The sequence below is a fragment of the Polymorphobacter fuscus genome, assembly GCF_011927825.1.
In the GTDB taxonomy this organism is placed as follows: Bacteria; Pseudomonadota; Alphaproteobacteria; order Sphingomonadales; family Sphingomonadaceae; genus Sandarakinorhabdus; species Sandarakinorhabdus fusca.
On sequence record NZ_JAATJI010000001.1, the window covers coordinates 1,781,170 to 1,805,284 of the forward strand.

The following is a 24,115-nucleotide window of genomic DNA, read 5'->3' on the forward strand; positions in this document are numbered from 1 at the left end:
GCCTTGGGGATGACCCAGACCCTCCTGCTCCTGCCCGGTGACGGCATCGGCCCCGAAGTCACTGCCGTCGCGCGCCGCGTTGCCGGCCGGCTGATCAGCCAGGGCCTCGACCTCTCCATCACCGAAGCGCGGTTCGGCGGCGTCGCCATCGATGCCGATGGGGTGCCGCTGACCGACGAAACATTGGCCGCGGCCAAGGCGGCAGACGCCGTGCTGATGGGCGCAGTCGGCGGCCCGCAATGGGCGGGCCAGCCCTATGACAAGCGCCCCGAAGCCGGGCTGCTGGCGCTGCGGTCCGGCATGAACGTCTATGCCAATCTGCGCCCCGCCATCTGCTTCGCAGCACTCGCCGACGCCTCGACGCTGAAACGCATCCATGTCGAAGGCCTCGACATCCTGTTCGTCCGCGAACTGACCGGCGGCGTCTATTTCGGCGAACCGCGCGGTATCGAAACACTCGCCAATGGCGAGAAGCGCGGCGTCAACACCCATGTCTACACCACGAGCGAGATCGAGCGCGTCGCCCGCACCGCCTTTGAACTGGCGCGCGGCCGCAAGGGCGAGGTGGTTTCGGCCGAAAAGTCGAACGTCATGGAAGCCGGGCTGCTCTGGCGCCAGGTCGTCGAGGCACTGCGCGATGCCGAATATCCCGATATCACGCTGACCCACATGCTCGCCGACAATATGGCGATGCAGCTGGTCAAGAACCCCAAGCAGTTCGACGTCATTCTGACCGACAATCTGTTCGGCGACATGCTTTCCGACGAAGCGGCCATGCTGACCGGCTCGCTCGGCATGTTGCCATCGGCGGCGATCGGTGCCGCCGGAATGCCGGGGCTGTACGAACCGATCCACGGCTCGGCGCCCGATATCGCCGGCCGCGGCGTCGCCAACCCCTGCGCGTCGATCCTCAGCCTGGCGATGGCGCTGCGCCACAGCCTGGGCGAACCGGAATTGGCGGCCCGCGTCGAGGCAGCGGTGGAAGCCGCGCTGAACGCCGGCGCCCGCACCGCCGACCTGGGTGGCAACCTGACCACGGCGCAGATGGGCGACGCGATCCTGGCGCAACTGACATGAAACCGCGCCGATGATGCGCCGGATCGCCGGGCCATTCGTCACCGGGATGGTCTTCCTGGCGCCGGTGTTCCTGACGGTGATCCTGCTGCAATGGGTGGCCGGCTATGTCACCGCCGCGCTCGGCCCGGGAACTGTGATCGGCGGCGTGCTGGCGAGCGGCGGCATGCTGGTGACGAAAAGCCGTTTCCTGGCCTTCTGGGCCGGGCTGGGCATCGCCGCGCTGATCGTCTGGGGGATCGGGCTTCTGGTCCAGACGCAATGGCGGGCACGGCTGGAAGGCGGCCTCGATGGCTTGCTCGGCCGGGTGCCGGTGCTCGGCGGCTTCTATCGCCCGCTGGCGCAGATCATCCGGATGATCGGCGGCGCTCCTGGTGGCGAACTGCAGGGCATGCGCGTCGTCGCGGTGCGCTTCGGTACCGATACCGAGGTGCTCGGCCTGCTGGCGACTCCGCAGGTCTTTGATCTCGGGGAAGGTCCGCGTCACCTCGTCGTCTGCCCAACGGCGCCGGTGCCGGTCGGCGGCGCCATGATCTTCGTGGAGGTGTCGCGCGTGCGCGCCGTCCCCGGGATCGGAGTCGATGACCTGGCCAAATTCTATGTCTCGATGGGCACCGTCGCCCCCGCCGGGCTGGTCGCTGCATGAACCTGACCGCGAAGATCTTTCTCGCTCTTGTCGCCGGGCTGGCGGTGGGGGCGGTGCTTCCCGATGTCGGCGGCAGCGACGCGGTGCTGGCGATCGCCGAACCGCTGGGCAATTTGTGGCTGCAAGCGTTGCAGATGACGATCATCCCGCTTATCGCCGGGCTGTTGTTCACCGGCATTGCCGAATCGATCGGCACCGCCGGCGGCGGCAAGGTCGCAGCCGCAGCACTGTTCAGTTTTCTGGTGCTGCTGCTGTTCAGCGCCACCTGGGCGATCCTGTTCGTGCCGGCGCTGCTGGAATATTGGCCGGCGCCGCTCCAGGCTGCGGCCGCGCTCACCGGCGCCGCCCCGGGGGCCGTGGCGGCGGGGCCGATCAACGTCGGCGACTGGCTGCTGTCGCTGGTACCGGCCAATGTCTTCAAGGTGCTGGCCGCCGGCGACATGCTGCCGGTGGTGGTGTTCGTGGCGGCGTTCGCGCTTGCCGCCGGCCAGCTGCCGGCCCGCCAGCAGGCGCCGCTGCTGGCCTTTTTCGACGCGCTGAAGGATGCCATGCTCGTGCTGGTCGGCTGGATCTTCGTCGCGGCGCCGATCGGCGTTTTCGCGCTGGCGCTGACGGTGGGGCTGAAGGCCGGCATCGGCGCTTTCGGTGTGCTCGCCCATTATGTCGCCGTGCTGGTGCTCGTGCAGGTGACGCTGATCCTGCTGGTCTACGGACTGATGGCGCTGTTCGGCGGCGGCGGCATTGCCGGCATGGGGCGCTTTGCCCGCGCGGTGCTGCCGGCACAGGCGGTGGCGGTCAGCACGCAATCGTCGATCGCGGCGCTGCCCGCGATCTACGAAGGCGCCGAAAGGCTGGCGCTGCCCGAAAGTGTGTCGCGGGTGGTGCTGCCGCTGGCGGTGTCGATCTTCCGCATCACTTCACCGTGCGCCAACATCGCCGTGGTCCTGTATGTCGGGCATCTCAACGGCATAGCACCCGGCCCCCTGGCGCTGGCGGCGGGGGTGATCGCTGCACTGGCGGCAGCGGTCAGCACCGGCGGCCTGCCCGGATCGATCACCTTTCTGGCTGCCACGGTGCCGATCGCCAACGCGATGGGGGTGCCGGTGGCGGCGCTGCCGTTGCTGCTCGCGGTCGAGCTGCTGCCCGACATCTTCCGCACACTGGGCAATGTCACTGCCGATCTTGCCGTCACGTCGATCCTGTCGAAACGCCTGAAACTTGAAAGCGCCCCCGCTCCGGTCTAAGCGCCTGTGCCTTCCAGGAGAGTGCAATGGGTTACAAGGTCGTCGTCGTGGGTGCCACCGGCAATGTCGGGCGCGAGATGCTGAACATTCTCGCCGAGCGCCAGTTTCCGCTCGACGATATCGCCGCGGTCGCCAGCCCGCGATCGACCGGTGACATCATCGATTTCGGCGACACCGGGCGCGAATTGAAAGTCCAGAACATCGAGCATTTCGATTTCGCCGGCTGGGACATCGCGCTGTTTGCAGCCGGCTCGGGTCCGGCGAAGATCTACGCGCCCAAGGCCGCGGCCGCCGGCTGCACCGTCATCGACAATTCCAGCCTGTTCCGCATGGACGCCGATGTGCCGCTGATCGTGCCGGAAGTGAACCCGCACGACATCGACGGCTATGCCAAGCGCAACATCATCGCCAACCCCAATTGCTCGACGGCGCAGATGGTCGTGGCGCTGAAGCCGCTCCACGATGCCGCCATCATCAAGCGCGTCGTGGTTTCGACCTACCAGTCGGTCTCGGGCGCCGGCAAGGAAGGCATGGACGAGCTGTTCGAACAGTCGCGCGGCATCTTCGTCGGCGATTCGAGCGAAGCCAAGAAGTTCACCAAGCAGATCGCCTTCAACGTCATCCCGCACATCGACAGCTTCGTGGGCCCCGACACCGACTATGACGGGTACACCAAGGAAGAGCTGAAGATGGCGCAGGAGACCAACAAGATCCTCGATCCCGATATCCTCGTCACTGCCACCTGCGTCCGCGTGCCGGTGTTCGTCGGCCATAGCGAAGCGATCAACATCGAGTTCGAAAAGCCGATTTCGGTCAAGGAAGCGCAAGCGCTGCTGCGCGAGGCGCCTGGCATCATGCTCTACGACAAGCGGGAGGACGGCGGCTATATCACGCCGATCGAATGCGTCGGCGAATATGCCACCTATGTCAGCCGTGTCCGCCGCGACCCGACCGTGGAAAACGGCCTGGTGCTGTGGTGCGTGTCGGACAATCTGCGCAAGGGCGCCGCGCTCAACGCCGTGCAGATCGCCGAACTGCTCGGCCGCCGCCACCTGAAGAAGGCGGCCTGACCGCTTCAAGGATACGATCGCCACGCCTTTGACGCCGCGGGCCATGCCCGGGGCGCAGGGCAGCCATGCGCTCGGCGATACCACAGCATGTCCAAAATGTGGTTCAGTTTCAAGGCATTGTGGCACCATCGTCACAATTGGTTCACAGTGGATTTAGGTTGGCAGGCCTATACGGGGGCGTCCGGTTTGGGTGGCCGCGTTGACCATCCCCTCCCCGCCGGCAGTCATCTGGAGTGTTTATGTTCAAATATGCTTTCGCGTTTGCCGCTATGGCCGCCGCGGCACCGGTCCTCGCCCAGGACGCGCCCATCCCCTTCAACGGCCCGTTCGTCGGCGTCCAGGGTGGCTGGCAGCAGGATCGTCAGAACCTGCGCACGACCAATGGTGCGGTCGAAACCAGGTCGACCGTCAAGGGTGACGGCTTCGCTTATGGTGGCCAGATCGGTTATGACTTCCGCCTGTCGCCGTCGGTTGTCCTCGGCGCCGAAGTTGCCCTGACCGGCCGCTCGGGCGAGAATGACTTCAACACCTTCCAGCTCAGCCAGGGCCGCACCATCGGCGCCACCGCGCGTCTCGGCACGCTCGTCGGCCCGGCCGGCCTTGTCTATGTCCGCGGCGGCTATGCCAATGCGCGCTACACGCTCGACGATGGTCTGAGCCGCGTTTCGGAAAACCGCGACGGCTACACCGTCGGTGCCGGTTACGAGCAGATGGTCGCCCGCAACGTGTCGGCGCGGGTCGAGTACGGCTTCTCGAAGTTCGGCAAGGAAGAGCTGGGCGCGTCGTTCGGCAACCAGGCCGAGCTCGACTACACCCGTCACGCCGTGACGGCCGGTCTCAACCTGCGCTTCTAAGCGCCGGCTGGACAGGAATGATGGGGGCGGGCCCTGGGCCCGCCCCTTTTTCATGTCCGGCCCGCGCCGCCTTCGGCTCAGGCGACAAATGCGCCTTCGGTCTTCGCCCGCAGTTCCTCGACAGTGACGCCGGGGGCCAGTTCGACCAGGCGAAATGCCTCGCCCTTTGCCGGCCGCGCCAGCACGCAGAGATCGGAAATCACCATGTCGACGACCGCCTTGCCGGTCAGTGGCAGGGTGCAGGCAGTCTTGAACTTAGCCTCGCCGGACTTGCTGTTGTGCTCCATCAGCACGATGATCTTCTTGACGCCGGCGACGAGATCCATGGCGCCGCCCATGCCCTTGACCATCTTGCCCGGGATCATCCAGTTGGCGAGATCGCCGTTTTCGGCCACTTCCATGGCGCCGAGGATCGACAGGTCGATATGGCCGCCGCGGATCATCGCAAAGCTGTCGGCGCTGCTGAAATAGGACGATCGGCGTAGCTCGGTGATCGTCTGCTTGCCGGCGTTGATCAGGTCGGCGTCGATTTCATCCTCATGAGGAAACGGCCCCATGCCCAGCATGCCGTTTTCGGATTGCAGCGTGATGTCGATGCCCGGCGCGATATGGTTGGCGACCAGGGTCGGCATGCCGATGCCCAGGTTGACATAGAAGCCGTCCTGCAGTTCCCGCGCCGCACGCGCGGCTTGTTCGTCGCGATTCCAGGCCATTGTCAGTCCTTCACTGCGGTTTGGGGTGCCAGCGCAGCGATTGCGGCACGGCATCCTCGAGCGTGGCTTCGGGGGTATTCCAGGCGCCATAGACGGGATTGGGCAGCATGAACCAGCCCTGCCCCCAAAGCGGCGCATAGGCACCGGCCGCCGCGGCACGGCGACTGGCCAATGGCGGCTTGCCGGCATCGATCAGGCTGGTGAAATCCCCGACCTGGTCGCCGACCATGGCGATGATGCAATGCCGCTCGGCGACGTTCAGCCGGCGCGGCTGCTTGTCCGATCCGGGGGCGATGTCGTCGCGCAGGAACAGGGTTTCGAGCGGGACGGCGTCGCCCAAGCCGGCACCGGCCAGCGCCCTTACGGTCGCATCGCGGCGGCTGTTGGTGGCGTTGCTGATCCAGATCGGCGTCACGCCGAGCCGGCGAAGCGCCGCGATGGCCGCCACCGCGCCCGGCACCGGCGTCGGCTGCGCCGCGCGATCGTCGAGCCACCGGGCCCATTCGGCCTCGTCATAGGGATGGCCTTGCGCGGCATAATATTGCGCACCGCTGTTCAGCAGCCCGGTTTCATCGATGTCCAGGACAACCGCCGGATGCGCCCGCATCGCGGCCGTGCACAGCGCGCGCTGCGGCCGCCCGGCACCATCGATGCCGGTGACCAGCGCACTTTCAAACGGCGCCGCACCCTGCAGCGCCGGCAGGCGACCCGCCACATAGTTGGTCAAGGCCGAATAGGCCTGGAGGCCGAGCGCCGCCGCTTCGGCGCTGCCATAGGTCCAGGTGGTCGCATAAAGCGATGGTTGCTGGGCCGGCGCGGCGGCCGTGACAGCTGCCGGACGCGTCGTGACGCAGCCGCCAAGCACAAGCGCTGCAGCGAGCAGAGCCGGCACGCCGGGCGTCATGCCGGCGCCCGAACCCGCACCGTCCGCTGTTCGATGCGCTTTTCATAGTCCGTCCCGACAATCAGCCGCTGGACATAGATGCCGGGCGTATGGATGTGGTCCGGGTCGAGCTCGCCAGGGCCGACGAGTTCCTCGACCTCGGCGATCGTCACGCGGCCCGCCGTCGCCATCATCGGATTGAAATTGCGCGCCGTCTTTCGGTAGACGAGGTTGCCATAGGGGTCGGCCTTCCACGCCTTGACCAGCGCCACATCGGCCACCAGCCCGGTTTCCAGGATATAGGTTTCGCCGTTGAAATCCTTGTGTTCCTTGCCCTCGGCCACCAGCGTGCCGACGCCGGTTTTCGTGTAGAAGCCCGGAATGCCGGCACCGCCGGCGCGAATGCGTTCCGCCAGCGTCCCCTGCGGGTTGAACTCCAGCTGCAGTTCGCCGGCCAGATACTGGCGCTCGAACTCCTTGTTCTCGCCGACATAGCTGGCGATCATCCGCGAAATCTGCCGCGTGCCGAGCAGCTCGCCGAGCCCGAAGCCATCGACCCCGGCATTGTTGGAAATCGCCGTGATGTCGCGCGTGCCGCTGTCGCGCAGCGCCGCGATCAGCTTTTCCGGAATGCCGCACAGGCCGAAGCCGCCGGACATGATCGTCATGCCATCGAAGGTCACCCCGGCGAGGGCGGCAACGGCATCAGGGTAGAGCTTGTTCGGCATCGATCGGCCTCTTGCGGTGCGCGCACGAACTAGCGCGTCGCGGCGCGGCTGACCAGTGGGCGGCCGGCGCTAGCGCACCAGGCGTGCCGTTTCCGGGACGCTGGTCAGCGGCCGGCCGGTTTTAAACCAGGCGATCAGATTGTCGGCCACCAGCCGTCCCATCGCATCGCGCGTCGCCGCCGATCCGGAGGCGATGTGCGGCAGCAAGACGGTGTTGGGCAGCGCCGCCAGATCCGCCGGCACGCGCGGTTCATCGGCATAGACGTCGAGCCCGGCGGCGAGGATCGTGCCCGACGCCAGCGCCGCGACCAGCGCGGCTTCGTCGACCAGGCTGCCGCGCGCGACGTTGACGAGAATGCCGTCGGCGCCAAGCGCGGCGAGCACGGCCGCATCGACAAGATGGCGCGTGCCGTCGCCGCCGGGCGCCAGGATGATCAGCACGTCGCACGCTGCCGCAAGACCGACGATGGTCGGAAAATAAGGATAGTCGACCGGCTGTCGTGACCGGCCATGATAGGCGATGGCGACATCGAACGCCGCCAGCCGCCGCGCCACCGCCTTGCCGATGCGGCCCAGCCCGACGATGCCGATGCGGCGCCCGCGCAGCGTCGGCGACAGCGGAAAATTCGCCTCCGGCCACCGCCCGTCCCGCAGATAGCGATCGGCCTGCGGAATCCGGCGGATGGTGGCGAGCAGCAGTCCGACCGTCAGGTCCGCAACTTCGTCGTCCAGCACGCCGGGGGTGTGGGTGACGATGATGCCGCGCGCCGCCGCCGCGGCGACATCGACATTGTCGTAGCCGACGCCGAAGCTGGCGACGATCTCCAACTGCGGCAGCGCGTCGAACAGCGCCGCATCGACGCGGCCGAACAAGGTGCTGGTGGCAACGCCGCGGATGCGCGGGGCCAGGGCGCGGATCGTCGCGGGCTGGTCGGGGGCCTCCCAAAGGCGATGCACGGTGACATGCGGGGCGAGCGTGTCGCCAATGACGGGGCGCATCGGCGCCGTCATCAGCACGTCGGGGCGCGTCACGCCACGCTGCCGGCGAACCCGTCGCGCAATTCGCGCTTCAGCACCTTGCCGATATGACTCCGCGGCAGTTCATCGAGCAGCACCAGCGCTGCCAGCCGCTGGGTCTTGCCAAGCTGCGCGTTGACTGCGGTGCGCAAGGCTTCGGCGTCGGCACCGGGCGCGACGACAAAGGCCACCGGGGTTTCGCCCCAGCGATCCGACGCGATGCCGACGACGGCGGCCTCCACGACCCCCGGCTGCGCGACCAGCACCGCCTCGATATCGCTCGGGTAGATGTTGAAGCCGCCCGAGATGATCATGTCCTTGGCGCGGTCCATCAGCGTCAGAAAGCCGTCCGCATCGATCCGGCCGATATCGCCGGTGCGCAGCCAGCGCGACCCGTCGGGGGCCGTCCAGAACGCCTTGTCGGTCAGGTCGGGGCGGTTCTTGTAGCCATTCATCGTCGCCGGCGACTGGCCGACGATTTCACCCGGGGTGCCCGCCGGCACGTCGTTGCCGTCTTCATCGATGATGCGCACGGCATGGCCTTCGGACGCGCGGCCGACGGTGTGGAGCTTGTCGGGATGAAGATGCGCCGGGAAGACGAAGCTGACACCGCCCTCCGTCATGCCAAAGAATTCCACCAGACCGCCGGGCATGCGCCGCAGCACTTCGGCCTTCAACTCGCCGGGAAAGGGCGCCGAGGTGCAGAATTTCATCTGCAGCGACAGTCGGTGGTTGTCGAACGCCGGGTCGGCAAGCAGGCGGCGATATTGCACCGGCACCAGCATCGTGTGGGTCGCTTCATGGCGTTCGGCCAGCTTCAGCCATTCGCTGCTGTCGAACTTGGGCTGCAGCACCACCGTGCCGCCCCACGCCAGGGTGGGAAGAAAACTGACCAGGGTGGTGTTGGAATAAAGCGGCGTCGACAACAGGGTGATGCTGTTCGCGTCATAGCCCAGCGCCTTGGCACCGGTGATGTGGAGCGACCGCATCGCTGCCGACTGGACGATGCCCTTCGGCGTTCCGGTCGTCCCCGACGAATAGATGATGTTGAAGGCGGCATCGGGATCGAGCGGCGCCAGCGGCGGCAGTTCGGCGGTCGGGTCGATCCAGGCGTCGAGCGCATCGAGATCGACGATCTGGACCCGGGCCAGCGCGGCGCCGAAATCCCGGCGCGCCGCTGCATCGGTGAACACCAGCCGCGCGCCCGAATCGCCGACCATCGCGGCGATCTGATCCGGTGTCGACGACGGCGCCAGCGGCGCGATGGTGGCGCGCAACCGCAACACCGCGGCCCAGAGTACGGCATAGTCGACCGACGACGCCGCCACGGCCCCGACGACATCGCCCGGCCGCGTGCCGAGCTTGGCCAGCGTGGCGGCAACGCCGTCGACGCGGGCGGAAAAATCCCCCCAGCCGATGCGGTTGTCGCCGCAGATCACCGCCGGATGGTCGGGGCGATCGGTGGCATGGGCGAGGATGGCGGCTGGAAAGTCGAAGCAGGTCATGCCGCTACGGTGCGACTGCCGCCGCCGCCTGTCCACCCTCTAAGGCGTCAGGCCGCGGCGTCGATGCGAGCCGAGGTCTTCGGTGCGTCCGCGGCGTCGCCGGGGGCCAGGTCGGCGAGCGAGCGGCGATGAAACGCCATCTGCGCCAGCAACCGGTCGCGGTGCTCGATGTCGGTCTGGTTGCGATCGATGGCCACCTGCAGCGCGGCGATGGCATCGCGATGATAGGCGACCTTGCGATAGATCGACCGTTCGAGCCACGACGGCAACAGCTTGACGAGCGGATAGGCGACCACCGCGACGGTGGTGAGCGAGAAGAAGATCATCAGACCGTTGATGATGAGAGAGCCGGACATAATCACCCTTTGGAAACAAGCGACGCGAAGCGTTCGATGCCGTCCTAGAGCAAGCCTGCGACAAATGCGCTGCGCGATATGACGCGCGTGGAACTACTTAGCCGGCCGGGAACGCTCAGCGCCGGGTGCGCGCCGTCCAGCCCGGCGCTTCCTGCGCTTCGGCGCGGCGGCTGGTACGGTCGTAAAGGCACAGCATGGTGGCGCGTGCACCCTTCATGTGCGCCGGACGCCAGCGGCCCGTCACCAGCAAGGCGGTCTTGCCGGCCGTATCGCTGAACAGGATCGGCGCGCCGACGACGGCCGCATCGCGCAGGTCCGATGCCGTGCGACACGCGGCGGCGGCATCGGCGAACCCCTGCGCCATCGCCGCCGGCGTCGCGGCAGCAGCCGGCATGGCCGCGATCGCCGGGGCGAGCAGGACTACGACAGCGGGGAACAGGCGCATCGGCGGCTCCAGACAGCAAAAGGGCGGCTGCACCCGTGGCACAGCCGCCCTTTCATGTTGCTTAACGCAGGATCAGAGCGACGTGAGGTTCACGGCTGCCTGCTTGCCACGCCGGTCTTCCTCCAGCTCGAACGAGACGCGCTGGCCTTCGTTGAGGTTCGACATGCCGGCGCGTTCCACGGCCGAAATGTGGACGAACGCATCCGGACCACCGTCTTCACGCTGGATGAAACCGAAGCCCTTCTGACCGTTGAAGAACTTAACCGTGCCTTCGACGCGCTGGCCGTTGGTGGCCGGCGCGGCATCGCGGTCCCGGGGACGCGGTGCCGGGCGATCGCCGAAGCCACCGGCATCGCGATCGCGCGGCGGTGCCCGGTCGGTGACCGGAAGCGGCTCGCCATCGATGACGAGATCGGTCGCCGAAACGCGGCCGTTGCGCTCGGTGAGGGTGAATTCCATCGGCTGGCCATCGGCGAGGCCGGTCAGGCCGGCCGCTTCAACTGCGGAGATATGGACAAAAACATCTTCGCCGCCGTCATCGCGGACGACGAAGCCGAAGCCCTTCTGGCCGTTGAAGAACTTGACGACACCCTTGGCCGTGCCGAGGTTGACGCCGGGACCCATGTCGCGCGGGGGACGCGGGCCACCGAAGCCGCCGCCGCCGGGACGACCGCCGAAACCGCCACCGCCGCCAGCGCCACCGCCGCCGAAGCGGTTGCCGCCACCGCCGCCGAAGCGATCACCGCCGCCGGCGTAACCGCCGCCGCCACCGCCGCCAAAACGATCGCCGCCGCCGCCGCCGTAGCCGCCGCCTTCAAACTGGTCGAAACCGCGCTCGCGCTTGTCGAAACCACCACCACGCCCGGAACCACGTCCGCGTCGATCAAAGCTCATTTTCTGTCCAAGTCTTCCATAGTCAGTGTAGAATGGTGCGCGCCGGCAGCGATGCGGTATTGTGTATTGCGTCGAAACCGAAATGCTCCGATTTGCAACGTACAGGAAAATCCCCGAGTCGGCGATAGCTAATCGCCCCGCGAGTCATGGCAATATTGGGGCCGAATTTCGACTATTTCGGTATCAGCGCCGACGCGTCACCGCACTTGCAATCCCGCCGGCGATCAATGCCGCCGCGACCGCGGCAAGGCCATAGGCCAGGCTGTGCTCGTGCGCCATCACATAGACCCAGCGTTCGAAGCCGGATTTGCCGATGACGATCGGCGTCGTCGAACTCGCGATCACCCGGCCCTTGCGGATCAGGTGAATCTCCGCTGCATAATCGCCGACCGGCACCGCCGCCGGAATGGCGATGCGGGCGCGGTAGAGGACGTTGCGGGTCACCACCACCGCCCCCGGGGTTTCGACGAACAGCCCGGCGTCGCGCTTGACCCGGATCAACCCGGCTTCGAAGCGGTTGATATCGGCCGCCGACGTCGCGCTGGCGGGGGACAGCTGCAGGTTGTTGACGCCGATTTCGTAGATCGCGGTGGTGCGATCATCGGCCAGGGCATCGATCGGGCGGGTGGTCGCGACGGCGTAGAAGCCGGGCACGCTTTCGAAGCGCACGGCATCGGTGTTGAGCCAGATGCCGGCGACACGCTGTTTTTCCCGCACCGTCACCGGCGACGCCGGGCCGCGCACGACAATGGCGATATCGGCGGGCGCATCGGGCACTGCACCGGCCGGATATTGAATGGCGCCGAAGACGAGAAGGTCGGCGCCCTTGAAGCGGGTGTTGATGTCGATCCGCCCCTGGCTGAGATCGGTGATCAGCACCGTGGGCGCCGCCGCCGCCAGCGACAGCCAGAGCGGCAGGAGCAGCAGCAGCCAGGGTCGCATCACAGGCTGTACAGGGTGAACAGCGACTGCGGCTTCACCGTCAGGCCGAACAACAGCCCCGCCGCCACCGCCAGCACCAGCAGCGCCAGCGCCAGCCGCAGCTTTTCGGGTTGCAGCCGCTGCGCCGCGTTCACGCCGAACTGCGCGCCGGCGACACCGCCGATCAACAGCAGCAGCGCCAGCACGATATCGACCGATTTCGACGATGTGGCGTGCAGCAGCGTCGTCACCGCGGTCACGAAGATGATCTGGAACAGCGAGGTGCCGACGACCGCGCTCGCCGACATGCCGAGCAAATACAGCATCGCCGGCACCATGATGAAGCCGCCGCCGATGCCCATGATGACCGTCAGGATGCCGACGACGGCACCGAGCAGCAGCGGCGCCAGCGGCGAAATGAACAGCCCCGATTTGTAGAAGCGCGTCCGCCCCGGCAGCGCCACGATCCACGGCACATGGCGCCGCAGCCGCACCGCCGGGCGTTCGGCGCCGGCGGCGATTTCGCGTTCCAGCCGCAGCGCGCCGACCGCCTCGCGCAGCATCAGCAGGCCGACGCCGCCCAGGAACACCACATAGATGATGTTGATCGTCACATCGATCTGGCCGAGCTTTTGCAGCCGGCGAAAGATGATCTGCCCCAGCCCCGCGCCGATGACGCCGCCGGCGACCAGCACCGCCCCCATCTTCACATCGACCTGGCCGCGCCGCCAATAGGCCAGCGCCCCCGACACGCTGGCGCCGGTGATCTGGGTCGCCGACGACGCGACGGCGATCGCCGGCGGAATGCCGTAAAAGATCAGCAGCGGCGTCGTCAGAAAGCCGCCGCCGACGCCGAACATGCCCGACAGGAAGCCGACGACACCCCCGAGCAGGATGATGACCGCAGCGTTGACCGACATTTCGGCAATGGGAAGATACAGGTCCATGGCGTCATCCAGCCTTAGCGCCGGATGGGGGGCCGCGTCACCCTTTTGCGCGCGATGCGCCGGTACTGGTGCGCCGCGCGCAAGCGGCATATCGTGCGGCGATGGACACCGCCCCCACCTATCTCGTCGTCATCGACGACAGCGCCGAAAGCCGTGTGGCGCTGCGTTTTGCGGCGCTGCGCGCCGGCCATGTCGGGGCGAAGGTGGCGATGATCCATGTCATTCCGACGCCCGAATTCATGCAATGGGGCGCGGTGCAGGAAGCCATGGAGGCCGAGGCGCGCGCCGAAGCCGACAAGCTGCTGTCCGCCGTCGCCGATGAAGCCGAGGCGCTGTCGGGCACCCGCCCGCGCGCCATCGTCCTCAACGGCGACGCAGCGCCGACGATCTTCGACCATGTCCGCGGCGACCCCAGCGTGCGGGCGCTGGTGCTGGGCGCCGCGCCCAAGGGCACGCCGGGGCCGCTGATCGGCTATTTCACTGGCGAACGCGCCGGCCAGTTGCCCTGCGTCGTCATGCTCGTCCCCGGCGGACTGGCGCAGGACCGGCTCGAATCGCTGACCTGAGCCGATACACGACGAACTTTATCGCAATTCGCGGCCGGCGCGATTGATTCCGCCGGCCGGACACGCCACATCGGCTGCAACGCATTCGCAAAAGGCCGCCCGATGTTCATCGAAACCGAACGCACTCCCAACCCTGCGACATTGATGTTCCGCCCCGGCCGCAGCGTCACCGATGGTGCCACCGCCGATTTCGCCACGCCCGAGGCGGCGGAAGCCTCGCCGCTCGCCGCCGCACTGTTCGGGCTCGGCGATGTTTCGGGCGTGTTCTTTGCCCCCGATTTCATCAGCGTCACCAAGGCCGAAGGCTCGGCGGACTGGGCGTCGCTGAAAACCCAGGTGCTCGGCGTGCTGGTCGACCATTTCAGTTCGGGCGCGCCGCTGTTCAGCGCCGCCGCCAGCACCGGCCCGGCGATCGACGACGATCCCGAAGATGCCGAGATTGTCAGCCAGATCGTCGAGCTGATCGATACCCGCATCCGCCCCCAGGTCGCCGGCGATGGCGGCGATATTGTCTATCGCGGCTTCAACAAGGGCACGGTGTTCCTCGAAATGCAGGGCGCCTGCGCCGGCTGCCCGTCCTCGACGGCGACGTTGAAGATGGGCATCGAATCGCTGCTGAAATATTATGTGCCCGAGGTCACCGACGTTCGCGCGGTCTAGCCGGCACCGCCCTTGGGATGGTCCGGGGCAATCCAATGGTTCGGTTGCGCGCCCATCACCGCGCATGACATGCACGGCTTTCCCTTCAGGAGTTTATCGATGTCCGGCACACCCCTTGACGATGCAGCGCTCGACCTGTTGTTCCGCGAGGCGCGCACCTATTACAGCTGGGACAGCACGCCGGTCAGCGAGGCCGACCTGCGCGCCTTGTACGATCTGGTGAAAATGGGTCCGACATCGGCGAACTGCTGCCCGGCGCGGTTCCTGTTCGTCGCATCGGACGACGCCAGGGCCAGGCTCGCCGCCACCGCCAGCGAAGCCAATGGCCCCAAGATCCTGGCCGCGCCGGTGACCGCGATCATCGGCTTCGATCGCAAATTCTACGACAAGCTGCCGCAATTGTTCCCGCACGCCGATGCCCGCAGCTGGTTTACCGGCGATGATGCGATGGCGCGCGAGACGGCATTCCGCAATTCGTCGCTGCAGGGCGCCTATTTCATCCTCGCCGCGCGGGCGCTGGGCTGGGACACCGGGCCGATGTCGGGCTTCGACAAGGCCGCCGTCGATGCGCAATTCTGGGCCGGCACCGATGTCGAGACCAATTTCATCTGTTCGCTGGGCAAGGGCACGACCGAAAAACTGTTCCCGAGGTCGCCGCGCCTGGCCTTCGAGGACGCCGCCACAATCCTGTGAGCGACCTCACTCTGGCCCTTTCCACCGCCTCGCCGGCGCTGTCGCTGGCGCTGTTCGATGGCGCCGTCTGTATTGCCAGCGACCATCGCATCATCGGTCGCGGCCATGCCGAAGCCTTGCTGCCGGCGATCGCCGCGCTGATGGCCGGGCATGGCCAGGCCGATCGCATCCTCGTCGATATCGGGCCAGGCAGCTTCACCGGGATCCGCATCGGCATCGCGGCGGCGCGGGCGCTGGGGCTGGCCTGGCAGGTGCCGGTTGCCGGCTTTTCCGGCGCGGCGCTGGTCGCGGCGGCAGCCTTTGCACTGCGCCCGGACCTCGCCGGCGTCCGCGTCCTGCTCGACGGCGGCCGCGGCCAGTTGCTCGCTTGCGATTACGACCGCGACTATGCGGCCGGGGCAACCGCGACGCTGGCGCCGCATGCGGCAGCAGCGGGGCCTGGGCCGGTTGCCGGTGCCGGCGCCGCCTTGCTGCCAGGCAGTCCCGCCACCATTCACGATGGCCAGCCCGATGCGCGTTTCGCGCTCCACCTGCCCGCCGCCGGTCGCAGCCTGGCGCCGGCGGCGCATTATGTGCGGCCCCCAGACGCCATATTGCCGCTTTGACGACAAAACCATAAGCACGCCGGATGCCCGTTCCGTTCCTGCTTCGCATCATCGCCGCCGACACGCGCGACATCGATGCGTTGATGACACTGATGTCGGGCGGATTCGATCCGCAATTCGGCGAGGCGTGGTCGGCGGCCCAGTTGGCAGGCACGATGGTGCTCGATGGAAGCTTCGCCCGCCAGGCTGTCGACGCCGATGGCACGGCGGTGGGATTTACACTTTCGCGCGCCGTCAGCGACGAAGTCGAATTGTTGCTGATTGCGGTCGATCCGCGCCTGCGCGGGCGCGGAATCGGCCGTTTGTTGGTCGAACAGGTCGAAAAAGACGGGCATAGCCGCGGTGCGACGGACATGTATCTCGAAGTTCGGGAGAACAACCTTGCCGCGCGTCATCTGTATAAAGCGCTCGGATTTGCCGATGTCGGCCGCAGAATTAACTATTATACCGGATCAGATGGAGAACGATTTGCCGCAATTACGATGCGGCGAAAAATACAGGATTGAAATAAATACGTAACGGCCTTGATTTCCAATGGATATACAGTCATTGCGGTGCAGCGGAGGAGGGATCCGCTATCGAGAGCCGAGGATATCAAATGACGGAAAATTCACAGGCCCATGCGGAGTTGTTGGCGTTAACCGCTGACATTGTCTCGTCGCATTTTGCCAACAACAGTGTTGCGGCTGGCGACGTCGCCGGCATTATCCAGAATGTCTATGCAACGCTCGCCGGGCTTGGGTCGCCTGTTGAAGTCGCTGCCGTGCGTCAGGAACCAGCCGTTTCGGTACGTTCTTCGATCAAGCCCGACTATATTGTCTGCCTTGAAGACGGAAAGAAGCTGAAGATGCTCAAGCGTCACCTGATGACGCGCTACAGCATGACACCCGACCAGTATCGCGCCAAATGGGGCCTGCCGGCGGATTATCCGATGGTTGCCCCCAATTACGCCGAACAGCGGCGGACATTGGCGAAATCGATCGGTCTTGGCACCAAGCGTGTCGCAAAGGTCGGCGGCAAGCCCCGCGGCCGGCCGCGCAAGGTCGTCCCCTGACATACGGCGCCCGGCAGCGGGCAAGGGTCTGAGCCGGTTCCGGCAGGCGCGAGCCTGTCGGAGCCGGCTTGCCCGTGCGACGCGGCCCGCCTATCTAGTCCTTAGGGGGCACGGAGACACGCGATGGGCACGACAATCGACGTCGAGGCGCTCTGCCTCAAAAAAGGTCTGCGCATCACCGAGCAGCGGCGCGTCATCGCTCGGGTGTTGTCGGAGGTTGACGACCATCCCGATGTCGAGGCGCTGCACCGGCGCGTTGCCGCGGTCGATCCGCGCATTTCGATTGCCACCGTTTATCGCACCGTCAAGCTGTTCGAGGAATCGGGCATCATCGAGCGTCACGAATTCCAGGGCGGCCGGTCGCGCTATGAAACGGTGCAGGACGAACATCACGACCATTTGATCAACGTCGAAACCGGCGATGTCGTCGAGTTCCACGATCCCGAGATCGAGGAGCTGCAGGCGCGGATCGCGGCGCGGCTGGGCTTCCGGCTCGTCGACCACCGCATGGAGCTTTATGGAGTCGCCCTCAAGGCCGGCGAATGACATGGCCGGCGGCGTGACCGCGGCGCGGCGGCCCCGGCGTCACCAACGCCTCGGCCCTGCCAAGGGGGTCGCCGGCGTGCTCGCCGCTGCATCGATGCTGGTGCCGGCGGAACTTGTTTTGAAAGGCCTCAGCGGCGGGCGCAAATCGCATCTGCCCCGGCTGTTCCATCGCAGCCTGTCGCGCGCCCTTGGCATCCGCATCCTGACCCATGGCGTGCCGGCGCGGCGCAATGCCCGGCGCGGCGACGGGCGCGGCGGGGTGCTGTTTGTTTCCAATCACGTCTCCTGGGCCGATATTCCGGTGCTCGGCGCGCGCATTCCGGCGGCGTTCGTCGCCAAGTCCGAGGTTGGCGAATGGGGGCTGGTCGGCTGGCTGGCGACGCTGGCCCGCACCGTCTATGTCGAACGCAGCCGGCGCAGCAGCACCGGCGAGCAGCGCGACGCCATCGCCGAGCGGCTGGCGGGCGGCGAGAACATCATCCTGTTTCCCGAAGGCACCAACAGCGACGGCACCGGCGTGCTGCCGTTCAAATCGGCACTGTTCGCCGTCACCGACGCGCTGCCCGACATCCTCATCCAGCCGGTGACCATCGCCTATACCCGGGTCAACGGCATGCCGGTAACCCGCATGATGCTGCCCGATCTGGCCTGGGTGGGGGATACCGAATTGATGCCGCACGCCGTCGGCTTCATGGCGCTCGGCCGCGTGCGCGCCGAAATCCGGTTTCACGCCCCGGTGCGCGCCGCCGATTTCGCCGATCGCAAGGCACTGGCGCGGCATTGCCACACCGTCATCGCCGATGGCTATCGCGCCCTTATGCGGGGATGACCTGCCCGGCGTCAGCGGCTATGGTCGGCAGGCTTTCATCGGAGTCGTCGCAGCCAGTGTCGCGTTACCACGTCAAATCCTTCGGCTGCCAGATGAACGTCTATGATTCCGAGCGCATGGGCGATCTGCTCGCCGCCGATGGTCATGTCGCCGTCGATTCGGCCGACGCTGCCGACATTGTCGTCCTCAACACCTGCCACATCCGCGAAAAGGCAGCCGAAAAACTCTATTCCGATATCGGCCGGCTGAAGAAGCCGCGTGCCGATGGCTCGCGCCCGGTGATCGTCGCCGCCGGCTGCGTCGCCCAGGCCGAAGGCGCCGAGATCGGCCGCCGCGCGCCGGCAGTCGACGTGATCGTCGGGCCGCTCGCCTATCATAATCTGCCGGCACTGCTGCGCGAGGCCGCGGCGATTCCGGCGGATGCCCGCGGTGCGCGCTGGGGACGCGCCATCGATACCGACATGCCGGCCAGCCCCAAGTTCGACCATCTGCCGGCGCGCCGCCACCAGGGCGCCAGCGCATTTCTGACCGTCCAGGAAGGTTGCGACAAATTCTGCACCTTCTGCGTCGTGCCCTATACGCGCGGCGGCGAGGTGTCGCGGCCGTTCGCCGACCTGGTGCGCGAGGCCGAAACGCTGGTCGCTGCCGGTGCTGTGGAAATCACCCTGATCGGCCAGAACGTCAACGCCTATGGGCTGGAGCTCGGCGGCGGCGCGACGCTGCCGGCGCTGATCGCCGAACTGGCGCAGCTGGAGGGGCTGAAGCGCATCCGCTACACCACCAGTCACCCGCGCGACATGACCAGGGCGTTGATCGACGCCCATGCCGAAATCCCCAAGCTGATGCCCTATCTGCATCTTCCGGTGCAGTCCGGCAGCAGCCGCATCCTGAAGGCGATGAACCGCGCCCATACGCGCGAATCCTATCTGGCGACGCTGGCGGAATTGCGCGCGGCGCGGCCCGATATTGCGCTGTCGGGGGATTTCATCGTCGGCTTTCCCGGCGAAACCGAAGCCGATTTCGCCGATACGCTGCGCATCGTGTCCGAAGTCGGCTATGCCCAGGCCTATAGCTTCAAATATTCGCAGCGCCCCGGCACGCCGGCCGCCACCATGGCCGACCAGGTCCCCGAAGCGGTGAAGGAGGAGCGGCTGGCACGGTTGCAGGCGGCCATCACCGCCGGTGCGCACGCCTTCAACCTTGCCAGCGTCGGCCGGCACACCGAAATCCTGCTCGAACGCCCCGGTCGCAAGCCGGGCCAGCTGATCGGCAAGACGCCATGGCTCCAATCGGCGGTGGTGAGCGTTACAGGCGCGAAGATCGGCGACCTGATCGCTGTCGAGATCACCGAAGGCCAGCCGAACAGCGTCGAAGCCCGTCCCGTCGATCGTGCCCCGTCCCTCCCTGCAGAAAGAGCAGCCGCCTGATGTCGAAGAAGCCTGCGCGTACCCCAGTCGCCGCCAGCGACCGCGTCCGGCTCGAGATCGAATTCGAAAAAGTCTATCTGCTCGGCGCGCTGTTCGGGGAGCATGATCAGAATCTGATCACGCTCGAAGGGCAGCTCGGCGTCTATATCTCGGCGCGCGGCAACAAGGTGCAGGTCGAAGGCGAAGCCGAAGTCGCCGCCCGCGCTCGCGATGTGCTGACCAACCTCTACAATCGTCTGGCCCATGGCGAAACGATCGACGCCGGCGATGTCGTCGGCGCCGTGGCGATCGCCGCCGACCCGTCGCTCGATGGGCTGGTGTCGGCCGATTCGGGGCTGGCCAACACCGCCGTCATCCGCACCCGTCGCAAGACCATCGCCGCGCGCAGCCCGACCCAGGTGCGCTATATCGAGGCGCTGGCGCGCGACAGCATCATCTTCGCGCTGGGGCCGGCGGGCACCGGCAAGACCTATCTCGCCGTGGCGCAGGCGGTCAGCCAGCTCATTGCCGGTTCGGTCGACCGGCTGGTGCTGTCGCGCCCGGCGGTCGAGGCCGGCGAACGGCTCGGCTTCCTGCCCGGCGACATGAAGGACAAGGTCGATCCCTATCTGCGGCCGCTGTACGACGCCCTCTACGACATGCTGCCCGCCGAACAGGTCGAACGCCGGCTGGCGTCGGGCGAAATCGAGATCGCGCCGCTGGCGTTCATGCGCGGCCGCACCCTCGCCAACGCCTTCATCATCCTCGATGAAGCGCAGAACACCACGCCGTTGCAGATGAAGATGTTCCTGACTCGCTTCGGCGAGCGCAGCCGCATGGTCGTCTGCGGCGATCCCAACCAGGTCGATCTGCCCAACCCCGGCGCCTCGGGCCTGGCCGATGCGGTGCGGCGACTGGATGGCATCGAAGGCATTTCGGCGCTGCGCTTTTCCAGCCGCGAAGTCGTCCGCCACCCGATCGTCGGGCGGATCGTCGATGCCTATGAAGGCGCGCCGCAGGATGGTTGACGCCGATGCTTAACACCGAAACCGATGTCGCCAGCCCCTTGTGGCCCGATGCCGACTGGCCGGCGCTGGCGACGGCGGCGGTTGCCGCGGCACTCGACCAGACGCCGCATGGCCATCTGGTCAACAGCAGCGCCAGCGTCGAAGTCAGCGTTCGCCTGTCGGGCGATGCCGAGGTCCACGCCCTCAACAACAGCTATCGCGGCAAGGACAAGCCGACGAACGTGCTGTCCTTCCCGATGGTGCAGCCCGATCTGATCGAAGCGCTCGGCAATACCGATGATGGCGAGATCCTGCTCGGCGACATCATCCTCGCAGTGGAAACCTGCGCGCGGGAAGCGGCGGAGAAAGGCTGGACCCTGCCCGACTATGCGCAACACCTCATTGTCCATGGCCTGCTGCACCTGCTAGGCTATGATCATGAACTCGGCGACACGCAGGCCACCGCGATGGAGGCCCTTGAAACGGCAGCCTGCGCGCGGCTCGGCTTGCCCGCCCCTTACCCGGATTGAAGACTGACCGAGATGCCCGACCCCGACAGTAGCAGCGATTTCGCGTCCCGATTGTGGCGATCGCTGCGCCTTCTCATCACCGGCAGCGACCACGAGCCGTCGCTGCGCGAAAGCCTGGAAGAGGCGATCGACGAGCATCACGATTCCGAAACCGGGCAGGACGACCTGTCCGCCGTCGAACGTGCAATGCTCAAGAACATGCTCCATTTCGGGGAGCGTCAGGCCGGCGATATCGGCGTGCCGCGCAGCGACATGGTGGTGTTCAACGTCGACGATGGCTTTCCGGCGCTCGTCGCGCTGTTCCGCGAGGCCGGGCACAGCCGGATGCCGGTGTTTCGCGGCGACCGCGACCACATCATCGGCATGGCGCATATCAAGGATATCTACGCCCATATCGCCGAAACCTTCGACGACGCGGTCTCGTCGGCGCGCTTCGCCGATCTTCCCGTCGAACCGCTGCTGCGGCCGGTGCTGTTCGTGCCGGCATCGATGCGGATCATCGACCTGCTCGCCCGCATGCGCGCCGGGCGGACGCACATGGCGATCATCGTCGATGAATATGGCGGCACCGACGGGCTGGTGACGATCGAGGACCTGGTCGAGGAAATCGTCGGCGACATAGAGGACGAGCACGACGAGGACGAAGCCGCGCTGCTGCAGGCAATCAACGACCGGCTATGGGAGGCCGACGCCCGCATCCCGCTCGACGACCTGGAGGAACAACTCGGCACCAGCTTCGCCAATGAAGAGATCGGCGACGAGGTCGATACGCTCGGCGGCATGGTGTTCATGCTCGCCGGCCGCGTGCCGGCGCTCGGCGAGACAGTCGATCACCCGAGCGGCTGGCGCTTCGAAGTCATAGACGGCGATCCGCGGATGGTCCGGCGCCTGCGGCTGCACGCGCCAGTGGCGGCCTAGGTTCGATCGTCGTGCGTTGAATACCCATTTCGCGCATCCCACCCGCCAAAGACCCCTACTTCACCGCCCCGTCGCCATCCTTGTAACGCGCTTCCAGAAACTTGCCCTGGATCCGCACCGCGTCACGATCCGCCGCCGCCAGGCTGTCGGAGGCGCGGGCCAGTTCTTCCTCCACCACGCGCAAGCCATCGACCAGCGTCGTATCGAGGCTGCGCCCATCGGCTTCGATCGTCCGCGCTCGCTGCTCGCTCGGCACCCGCGTATAGCGTTCGACCAGCTCGGGCAGATGCTTGCCGAGCAGGCGCGACAGGTCCTGCGCCACCGGGTCGCCGGCGGGCACGCGCGCCAGCTGGGTTTCCAGGGTCGCCAGCCGTGCCGAAATGGCATCGACCTGCGGCGCCGCCAGCGCCGGCAGGTTGCGGCGCTGCCGGTCGAGCCAGACGTCGGTGGCGGCGGGCAGCACCGCCGGGGGCGCATCCTCGCGCCATTCGGGCTCGGCGTCCGGCCCGTCCCAGATCGCTGCCGCCATCGCCGCCATGGCCCCGAACAGCACCGCCAGCACCAGCACCGTGGTGCCGATCGGCCCGACGATCAGCCCCCACAGCAGCAGCGCCAGCATGATCGCGCCGACGACACCGATGGCACGCACGGCCCGGCCGCCGGCACGCTTCGCCTGGCGCTGGACACGGCGGGCGCGCGCCCGCTGCAGCGCTTCGCCGCGCGCCATGCGGGCCAGCCGTTCCGCGTTGCGATCGATGGTGGTGCCGGGATCGGCCATCAGCCGAGCGCTTCCAGCGGCGATCCGCTACGGTTTTCGAGCTGCGCCTGCGCCTGGCCCTGGGCACGCGCCACATAGCCCCGGCTCTTTTCGACCTCGACCGACAATGTGTCGACCGTGGTCTTCATCGCGTCGAGCGCCTTCAGCTTGTAGGTGTCGATGGCGTCCATCGTCTGATAGACATTCTGGAAGGCGCGCTGCAGCGTTTCGACCGGAACCGTGCTGCTGGCCGCCTGTTCGTGGATCGTCGCCGTGCTGGTGCGCAGCAATTCGCCGGTGGAATCGATGATGCTGGCGGTTGTCGAGTTCAGCTCGGTGATCTGCGCCAGCACCAGCTTCTGGTTGGTCATCGCCTCGGCCACCGTCACTGCGGTGCGCAACGCCGCAACCGTGGTGGTCGATGCGCGATCGACGCCCTTCATCAGCTCGACATTGTTCTTCTTGACGAGGTCGAGCGCCAGATAGCCCTGCACCGAAACCGCCAGCTGGGTCAGGAGATCGGTGGTGCGCTGGCGCACATAGAACAGCGCGGTTTCGCGGATCGCCTTGGCCTTGGCCGGGTCCGAAACGTCGAGTTCGTTGGCCTTGTCCTCGAGCTTGGCGTCGAGCGACTTCGACATGTGGACCATCTGCTCGAGCTTGCCCATCGCGTCCCACAATTTCGCCCGCTCGTCCTCGACGGCGATATTGTCCTTGAGCAGTTCGTCCTTGCCGTTCTTCAGGCTGTTGAGGATCGCGCTGATATTGCCCTGGGCGGACTGGTAACTGTCGAAATAATTGCGCAGCTTGCCGCCGCCGACCGGGATGATGCCGAACAGCTTGCGGCCCTTCACCATTTTGCCGCGCTTGCCGGGGTCGAGATCCTCGACGATGCCGCGCAGCTTGACGAGATCGGCGCCGATGCCGTCATCCTTGTTCATCGCCCGCGCCGGCCGATCAAGAAAGCGGTTCGACTGGCCGGCGGCCGTGGCAATCTCCTTGGCGCCCAGATTGGCGAGGGCATCGACCTTCTTGCCGAATTCGGGGCTGGCAGCGTCGGTGGCGACAAGTTCGTCGATAAAGGCATCGACCCGCGTATCGAGCGCGGTCTTCTGATCGTCCTTCAGCGGCACCAGCCCGGCCGCGCGCGCCGGGGCAATGGCGGCCACTGCCACCGGGGGTTCGAGCTTGATCGCAGTTTCGGTCGGCGCCAGATTATCGGCCATCGTCATCCTTCCAGCAGGGGC

The 24,115-nt window shown here is 66.7% G+C and carries 29 protein-coding genes; 17 read left to right on the plus strand and 12 right to left on the minus strand.

The window, feature by feature from the left end:
• The first annotated feature begins 9 nt into the window (after positions 1-9).
• From leuB to GGQ62_RS08435, 5 genes are all read left to right on the plus strand, one after another.
• Positions 10-1,077 carry a 3-isopropylmalate dehydrogenase gene (leuB, locus tag GGQ62_RS08415; RefSeq protein ID WP_167649539.1) on the plus strand — a complete coding sequence of 356 codons (1,068 nt, stop codon included), beginning with the start codon at positions 10-12 and terminating at the stop codon, positions 1,075-1,077.
• Positions 1,078-1,087: 10 nt separating this feature from the next.
• Positions 1,088-1,720: a DUF502 domain-containing protein gene (locus GGQ62_RS08420; RefSeq protein WP_152578490.1), complete on the plus strand. Its 633-nt coding sequence runs from the start codon at positions 1,088-1,090 to the stop codon at positions 1,718-1,720.
• On the plus strand, positions 1,717-2,964 hold the full coding sequence (locus GGQ62_RS08425; protein WP_152578491.1) for a dicarboxylate/amino acid:cation symporter: 1,248 nt from the start codon (positions 1,717-1,719) through the stop codon (positions 2,962-2,964). The genes GGQ62_RS08420 and GGQ62_RS08425 overlap by 4 nt, the downstream gene beginning before the upstream one ends.
• Before the next feature lie 26 nt (positions 2,965-2,990).
• Positions 2,991-4,034: an aspartate-semialdehyde dehydrogenase gene (locus tag GGQ62_RS08430; protein ID WP_152578492.1), complete on the plus strand. Its 1,044-nt coding sequence runs from the start codon at positions 2,991-2,993 to the stop codon at positions 4,032-4,034.
• 239 nt (positions 4,035-4,273) lie between these two features.
• Positions 4,274-4,888 (plus strand): outer membrane protein, encoded by a 615-nt coding sequence (locus GGQ62_RS08435; protein ID WP_152578493.1) that lies wholly within the window; start codon positions 4,274-4,276, stop codon positions 4,886-4,888.
• 77 nt (positions 4,889-4,965) lie between these two features.
• On the opposite strand, the gene GGQ62_RS08440 is transcribed toward GGQ62_RS08435, so the two are convergent.
• The 10 genes from GGQ62_RS08440 to GGQ62_RS08485 form a co-directional block, all read right to left on the minus strand.
• A complete protein-coding gene (locus tag GGQ62_RS08440; protein ID WP_152578494.1) occupies positions 4,966-5,601 on the minus strand; it encodes a 3-oxoacid CoA-transferase subunit B in 636 nt (211 codons plus the stop codon).
• Positions 5,602-5,611: 10 nt separating this feature from the next.
• Entirely contained in the window at positions 5,612-6,505 is an 894-nt protein-coding gene (locus GGQ62_RS08445; protein WP_152578495.1) for an HAD family acid phosphatase, read from the minus strand.
• Complete coding sequence (locus tag GGQ62_RS08450) at positions 6,502-7,212, minus strand: CoA transferase subunit A (RefSeq protein ID WP_152578496.1); 711 nt, start codon at positions 7,210-7,212, stop codon at positions 6,502-6,504. Before GGQ62_RS08450 ends, GGQ62_RS08445 begins: the two co-directional genes overlap by 4 nt.
• Positions 7,213-7,281: 69 nt before the next feature.
• Entirely contained in the window at positions 7,282-8,244 is a 963-nt protein-coding gene (locus tag GGQ62_RS08455) for a 2-hydroxyacid dehydrogenase (protein WP_243446678.1), read from the minus strand.
• Entirely contained in the window at positions 8,241-9,734 is a 1,494-nt protein-coding gene (locus GGQ62_RS08460) for a class I adenylate-forming enzyme family protein (RefSeq protein ID WP_152578497.1), read from the minus strand. Before GGQ62_RS08460 ends, GGQ62_RS08455 begins: the two co-directional genes overlap by 4 nt.
• A gap of 47 nt (positions 9,735-9,781) precedes the next feature.
• On the minus strand, positions 9,782-10,090 hold the full coding sequence (locus GGQ62_RS08465) for a hypothetical protein (RefSeq protein ID WP_152578498.1): 309 nt from the start codon (positions 10,088-10,090) through the stop codon (positions 9,782-9,784).
• Between the two features lie 115 nt (positions 10,091-10,205).
• Positions 10,206-10,535: a hypothetical protein gene (locus GGQ62_RS08470; protein ID WP_152578499.1), complete on the minus strand. Its 330-nt coding sequence runs from the start codon at positions 10,533-10,535 to the stop codon at positions 10,206-10,208.
• 72 nt (positions 10,536-10,607) lie between these two features.
• Positions 10,608-11,429 (minus strand): cold-shock protein, encoded by an 822-nt coding sequence (locus tag GGQ62_RS16610; protein WP_167649540.1) that lies wholly within the window; start codon positions 11,427-11,429, stop codon positions 10,608-10,610.
• Between the two features lie 183 nt (positions 11,430-11,612).
• A complete protein-coding gene (locus GGQ62_RS08480; RefSeq protein WP_152578501.1) occupies positions 11,613-12,371 on the minus strand; it encodes a TIGR02186 family protein in 759 nt (252 codons plus the stop codon).
• Positions 12,371-13,297: a sulfite exporter TauE/SafE family protein gene (locus tag GGQ62_RS08485; protein ID WP_152578502.1), complete on the minus strand. Its 927-nt coding sequence runs from the start codon at positions 13,295-13,297 to the stop codon at positions 12,371-12,373. Before GGQ62_RS08485 ends, GGQ62_RS08480 begins: the two co-directional genes overlap by 1 nt.
• Positions 13,298-13,398: 101 nt before the next feature.
• Here GGQ62_RS08485 and GGQ62_RS08490 point away from each other — a divergent pair, with 101 nt between their 5' ends.
• The 12 genes from GGQ62_RS08490 (at position 13,399) to GGQ62_RS08545 (ending at position 22,111) form a co-directional block, all read left to right on the plus strand.
• Entirely contained in the window at positions 13,399-13,863 is a 465-nt protein-coding gene (locus GGQ62_RS08490) for a universal stress protein (RefSeq protein WP_152578503.1), read from the plus strand.
• Positions 13,864-13,965: 102 nt separating this feature from the next.
• Positions 13,966-14,523 (plus strand): NifU family protein, encoded by a 558-nt coding sequence (locus tag GGQ62_RS08495; protein ID WP_152578504.1) that lies wholly within the window; start codon positions 13,966-13,968, stop codon positions 14,521-14,523.
• A gap of 99 nt (positions 14,524-14,622) precedes the next feature.
• Complete coding sequence (locus GGQ62_RS08500) at positions 14,623-15,216, plus strand: malonic semialdehyde reductase (RefSeq protein WP_152578505.1); 594 nt, start codon at positions 14,623-14,625, stop codon at positions 15,214-15,216.
• Positions 15,213-15,821, plus strand: coding sequence for a tRNA (adenosine(37)-N6)-threonylcarbamoyltransferase complex dimerization subunit type 1 TsaB (gene tsaB / locus GGQ62_RS08505; protein WP_152578506.1), 609 nt, complete (start codon positions 15,213-15,215; stop codon positions 15,819-15,821). The genes GGQ62_RS08500 and tsaB overlap by 4 nt, the downstream gene beginning before the upstream one ends.
• A gap of 23 nt (positions 15,822-15,844) precedes the next feature.
• Positions 15,845-16,327 carry a GNAT family N-acetyltransferase gene (locus GGQ62_RS08510; protein ID WP_152578507.1) on the plus strand — a complete coding sequence of 161 codons (483 nt, stop codon included), beginning with the start codon at positions 15,845-15,847 and terminating at the stop codon, positions 16,325-16,327.
• A gap of 92 nt (positions 16,328-16,419) precedes the next feature.
• On the plus strand, positions 16,420-16,875 hold the full coding sequence (locus tag GGQ62_RS08515; RefSeq protein ID WP_152578508.1) for a Ros/MucR family transcriptional regulator: 456 nt from the start codon (positions 16,420-16,422) through the stop codon (positions 16,873-16,875).
• A gap of 123 nt (positions 16,876-16,998) precedes the next feature.
• The gene (locus GGQ62_RS08520; protein WP_152578509.1) at positions 16,999-17,421 is read left to right on the plus strand and encodes a Fur family transcriptional regulator; all 423 of its coding nucleotides are present in this window, start codon (positions 16,999-17,001) and stop codon (positions 17,419-17,421) included.
• A 1-nt stretch (position 17,422) separates the two neighbouring features.
• Positions 17,423-18,250: a lysophospholipid acyltransferase family protein gene (locus GGQ62_RS08525; protein ID WP_167649541.1), complete on the plus strand. Its 828-nt coding sequence runs from the start codon at positions 17,423-17,425 to the stop codon at positions 18,248-18,250.
• Positions 18,251-18,270: 20 nt separating this feature from the next.
• Positions 18,271-19,677, plus strand: a complete 1,407-nt coding sequence (miaB, locus tag GGQ62_RS08530; protein ID WP_152578511.1) for a tRNA (N6-isopentenyl adenosine(37)-C2)-methylthiotransferase MiaB — start codon at positions 18,271-18,273, stop codon at positions 19,675-19,677.
• Entirely contained in the window at positions 19,677-20,684 is a 1,008-nt protein-coding gene (locus GGQ62_RS08535) for a PhoH family protein (protein WP_167649542.1), read from the plus strand. The genes miaB and GGQ62_RS08535 overlap by 1 nt, the downstream gene beginning before the upstream one ends.
• A gap of 5 nt (positions 20,685-20,689) precedes the next feature.
• On the plus strand, positions 20,690-21,193 hold the full coding sequence (gene ybeY, locus GGQ62_RS08540; protein ID WP_152578513.1) for an rRNA maturation RNase YbeY: 504 nt from the start codon (positions 20,690-20,692) through the stop codon (positions 21,191-21,193).
• A 12-nt stretch (positions 21,194-21,205) separates the two neighbouring features.
• Positions 21,206-22,111, plus strand: a complete 906-nt coding sequence (locus GGQ62_RS08545; protein ID WP_152578514.1) for a hemolysin family protein — start codon at positions 21,206-21,208, stop codon at positions 22,109-22,111.
• Between the two features lie 55 nt (positions 22,112-22,166).
• On the opposite strand, the gene GGQ62_RS08550 is transcribed toward GGQ62_RS08545, so the two are convergent.
• Both GGQ62_RS08550 and GGQ62_RS08555 read right to left on the minus strand, forming a co-directional pair.
• The gene (locus GGQ62_RS08550) at positions 22,167-22,889 is read right to left on the minus strand and encodes a hypothetical protein (protein ID WP_152578515.1); all 723 of its coding nucleotides are present in this window, start codon (positions 22,887-22,889) and stop codon (positions 22,167-22,169) included.
• Positions 22,889-24,094, minus strand: a complete 1,206-nt coding sequence (locus GGQ62_RS08555) for a toxic anion resistance protein (protein WP_152578516.1) — start codon at positions 24,092-24,094, stop codon at positions 22,889-22,891. The genes GGQ62_RS08550 and GGQ62_RS08555 overlap by 1 nt, the downstream gene beginning before the upstream one ends.
• Positions 24,095-24,115 lie beyond the last annotated feature (21 nt).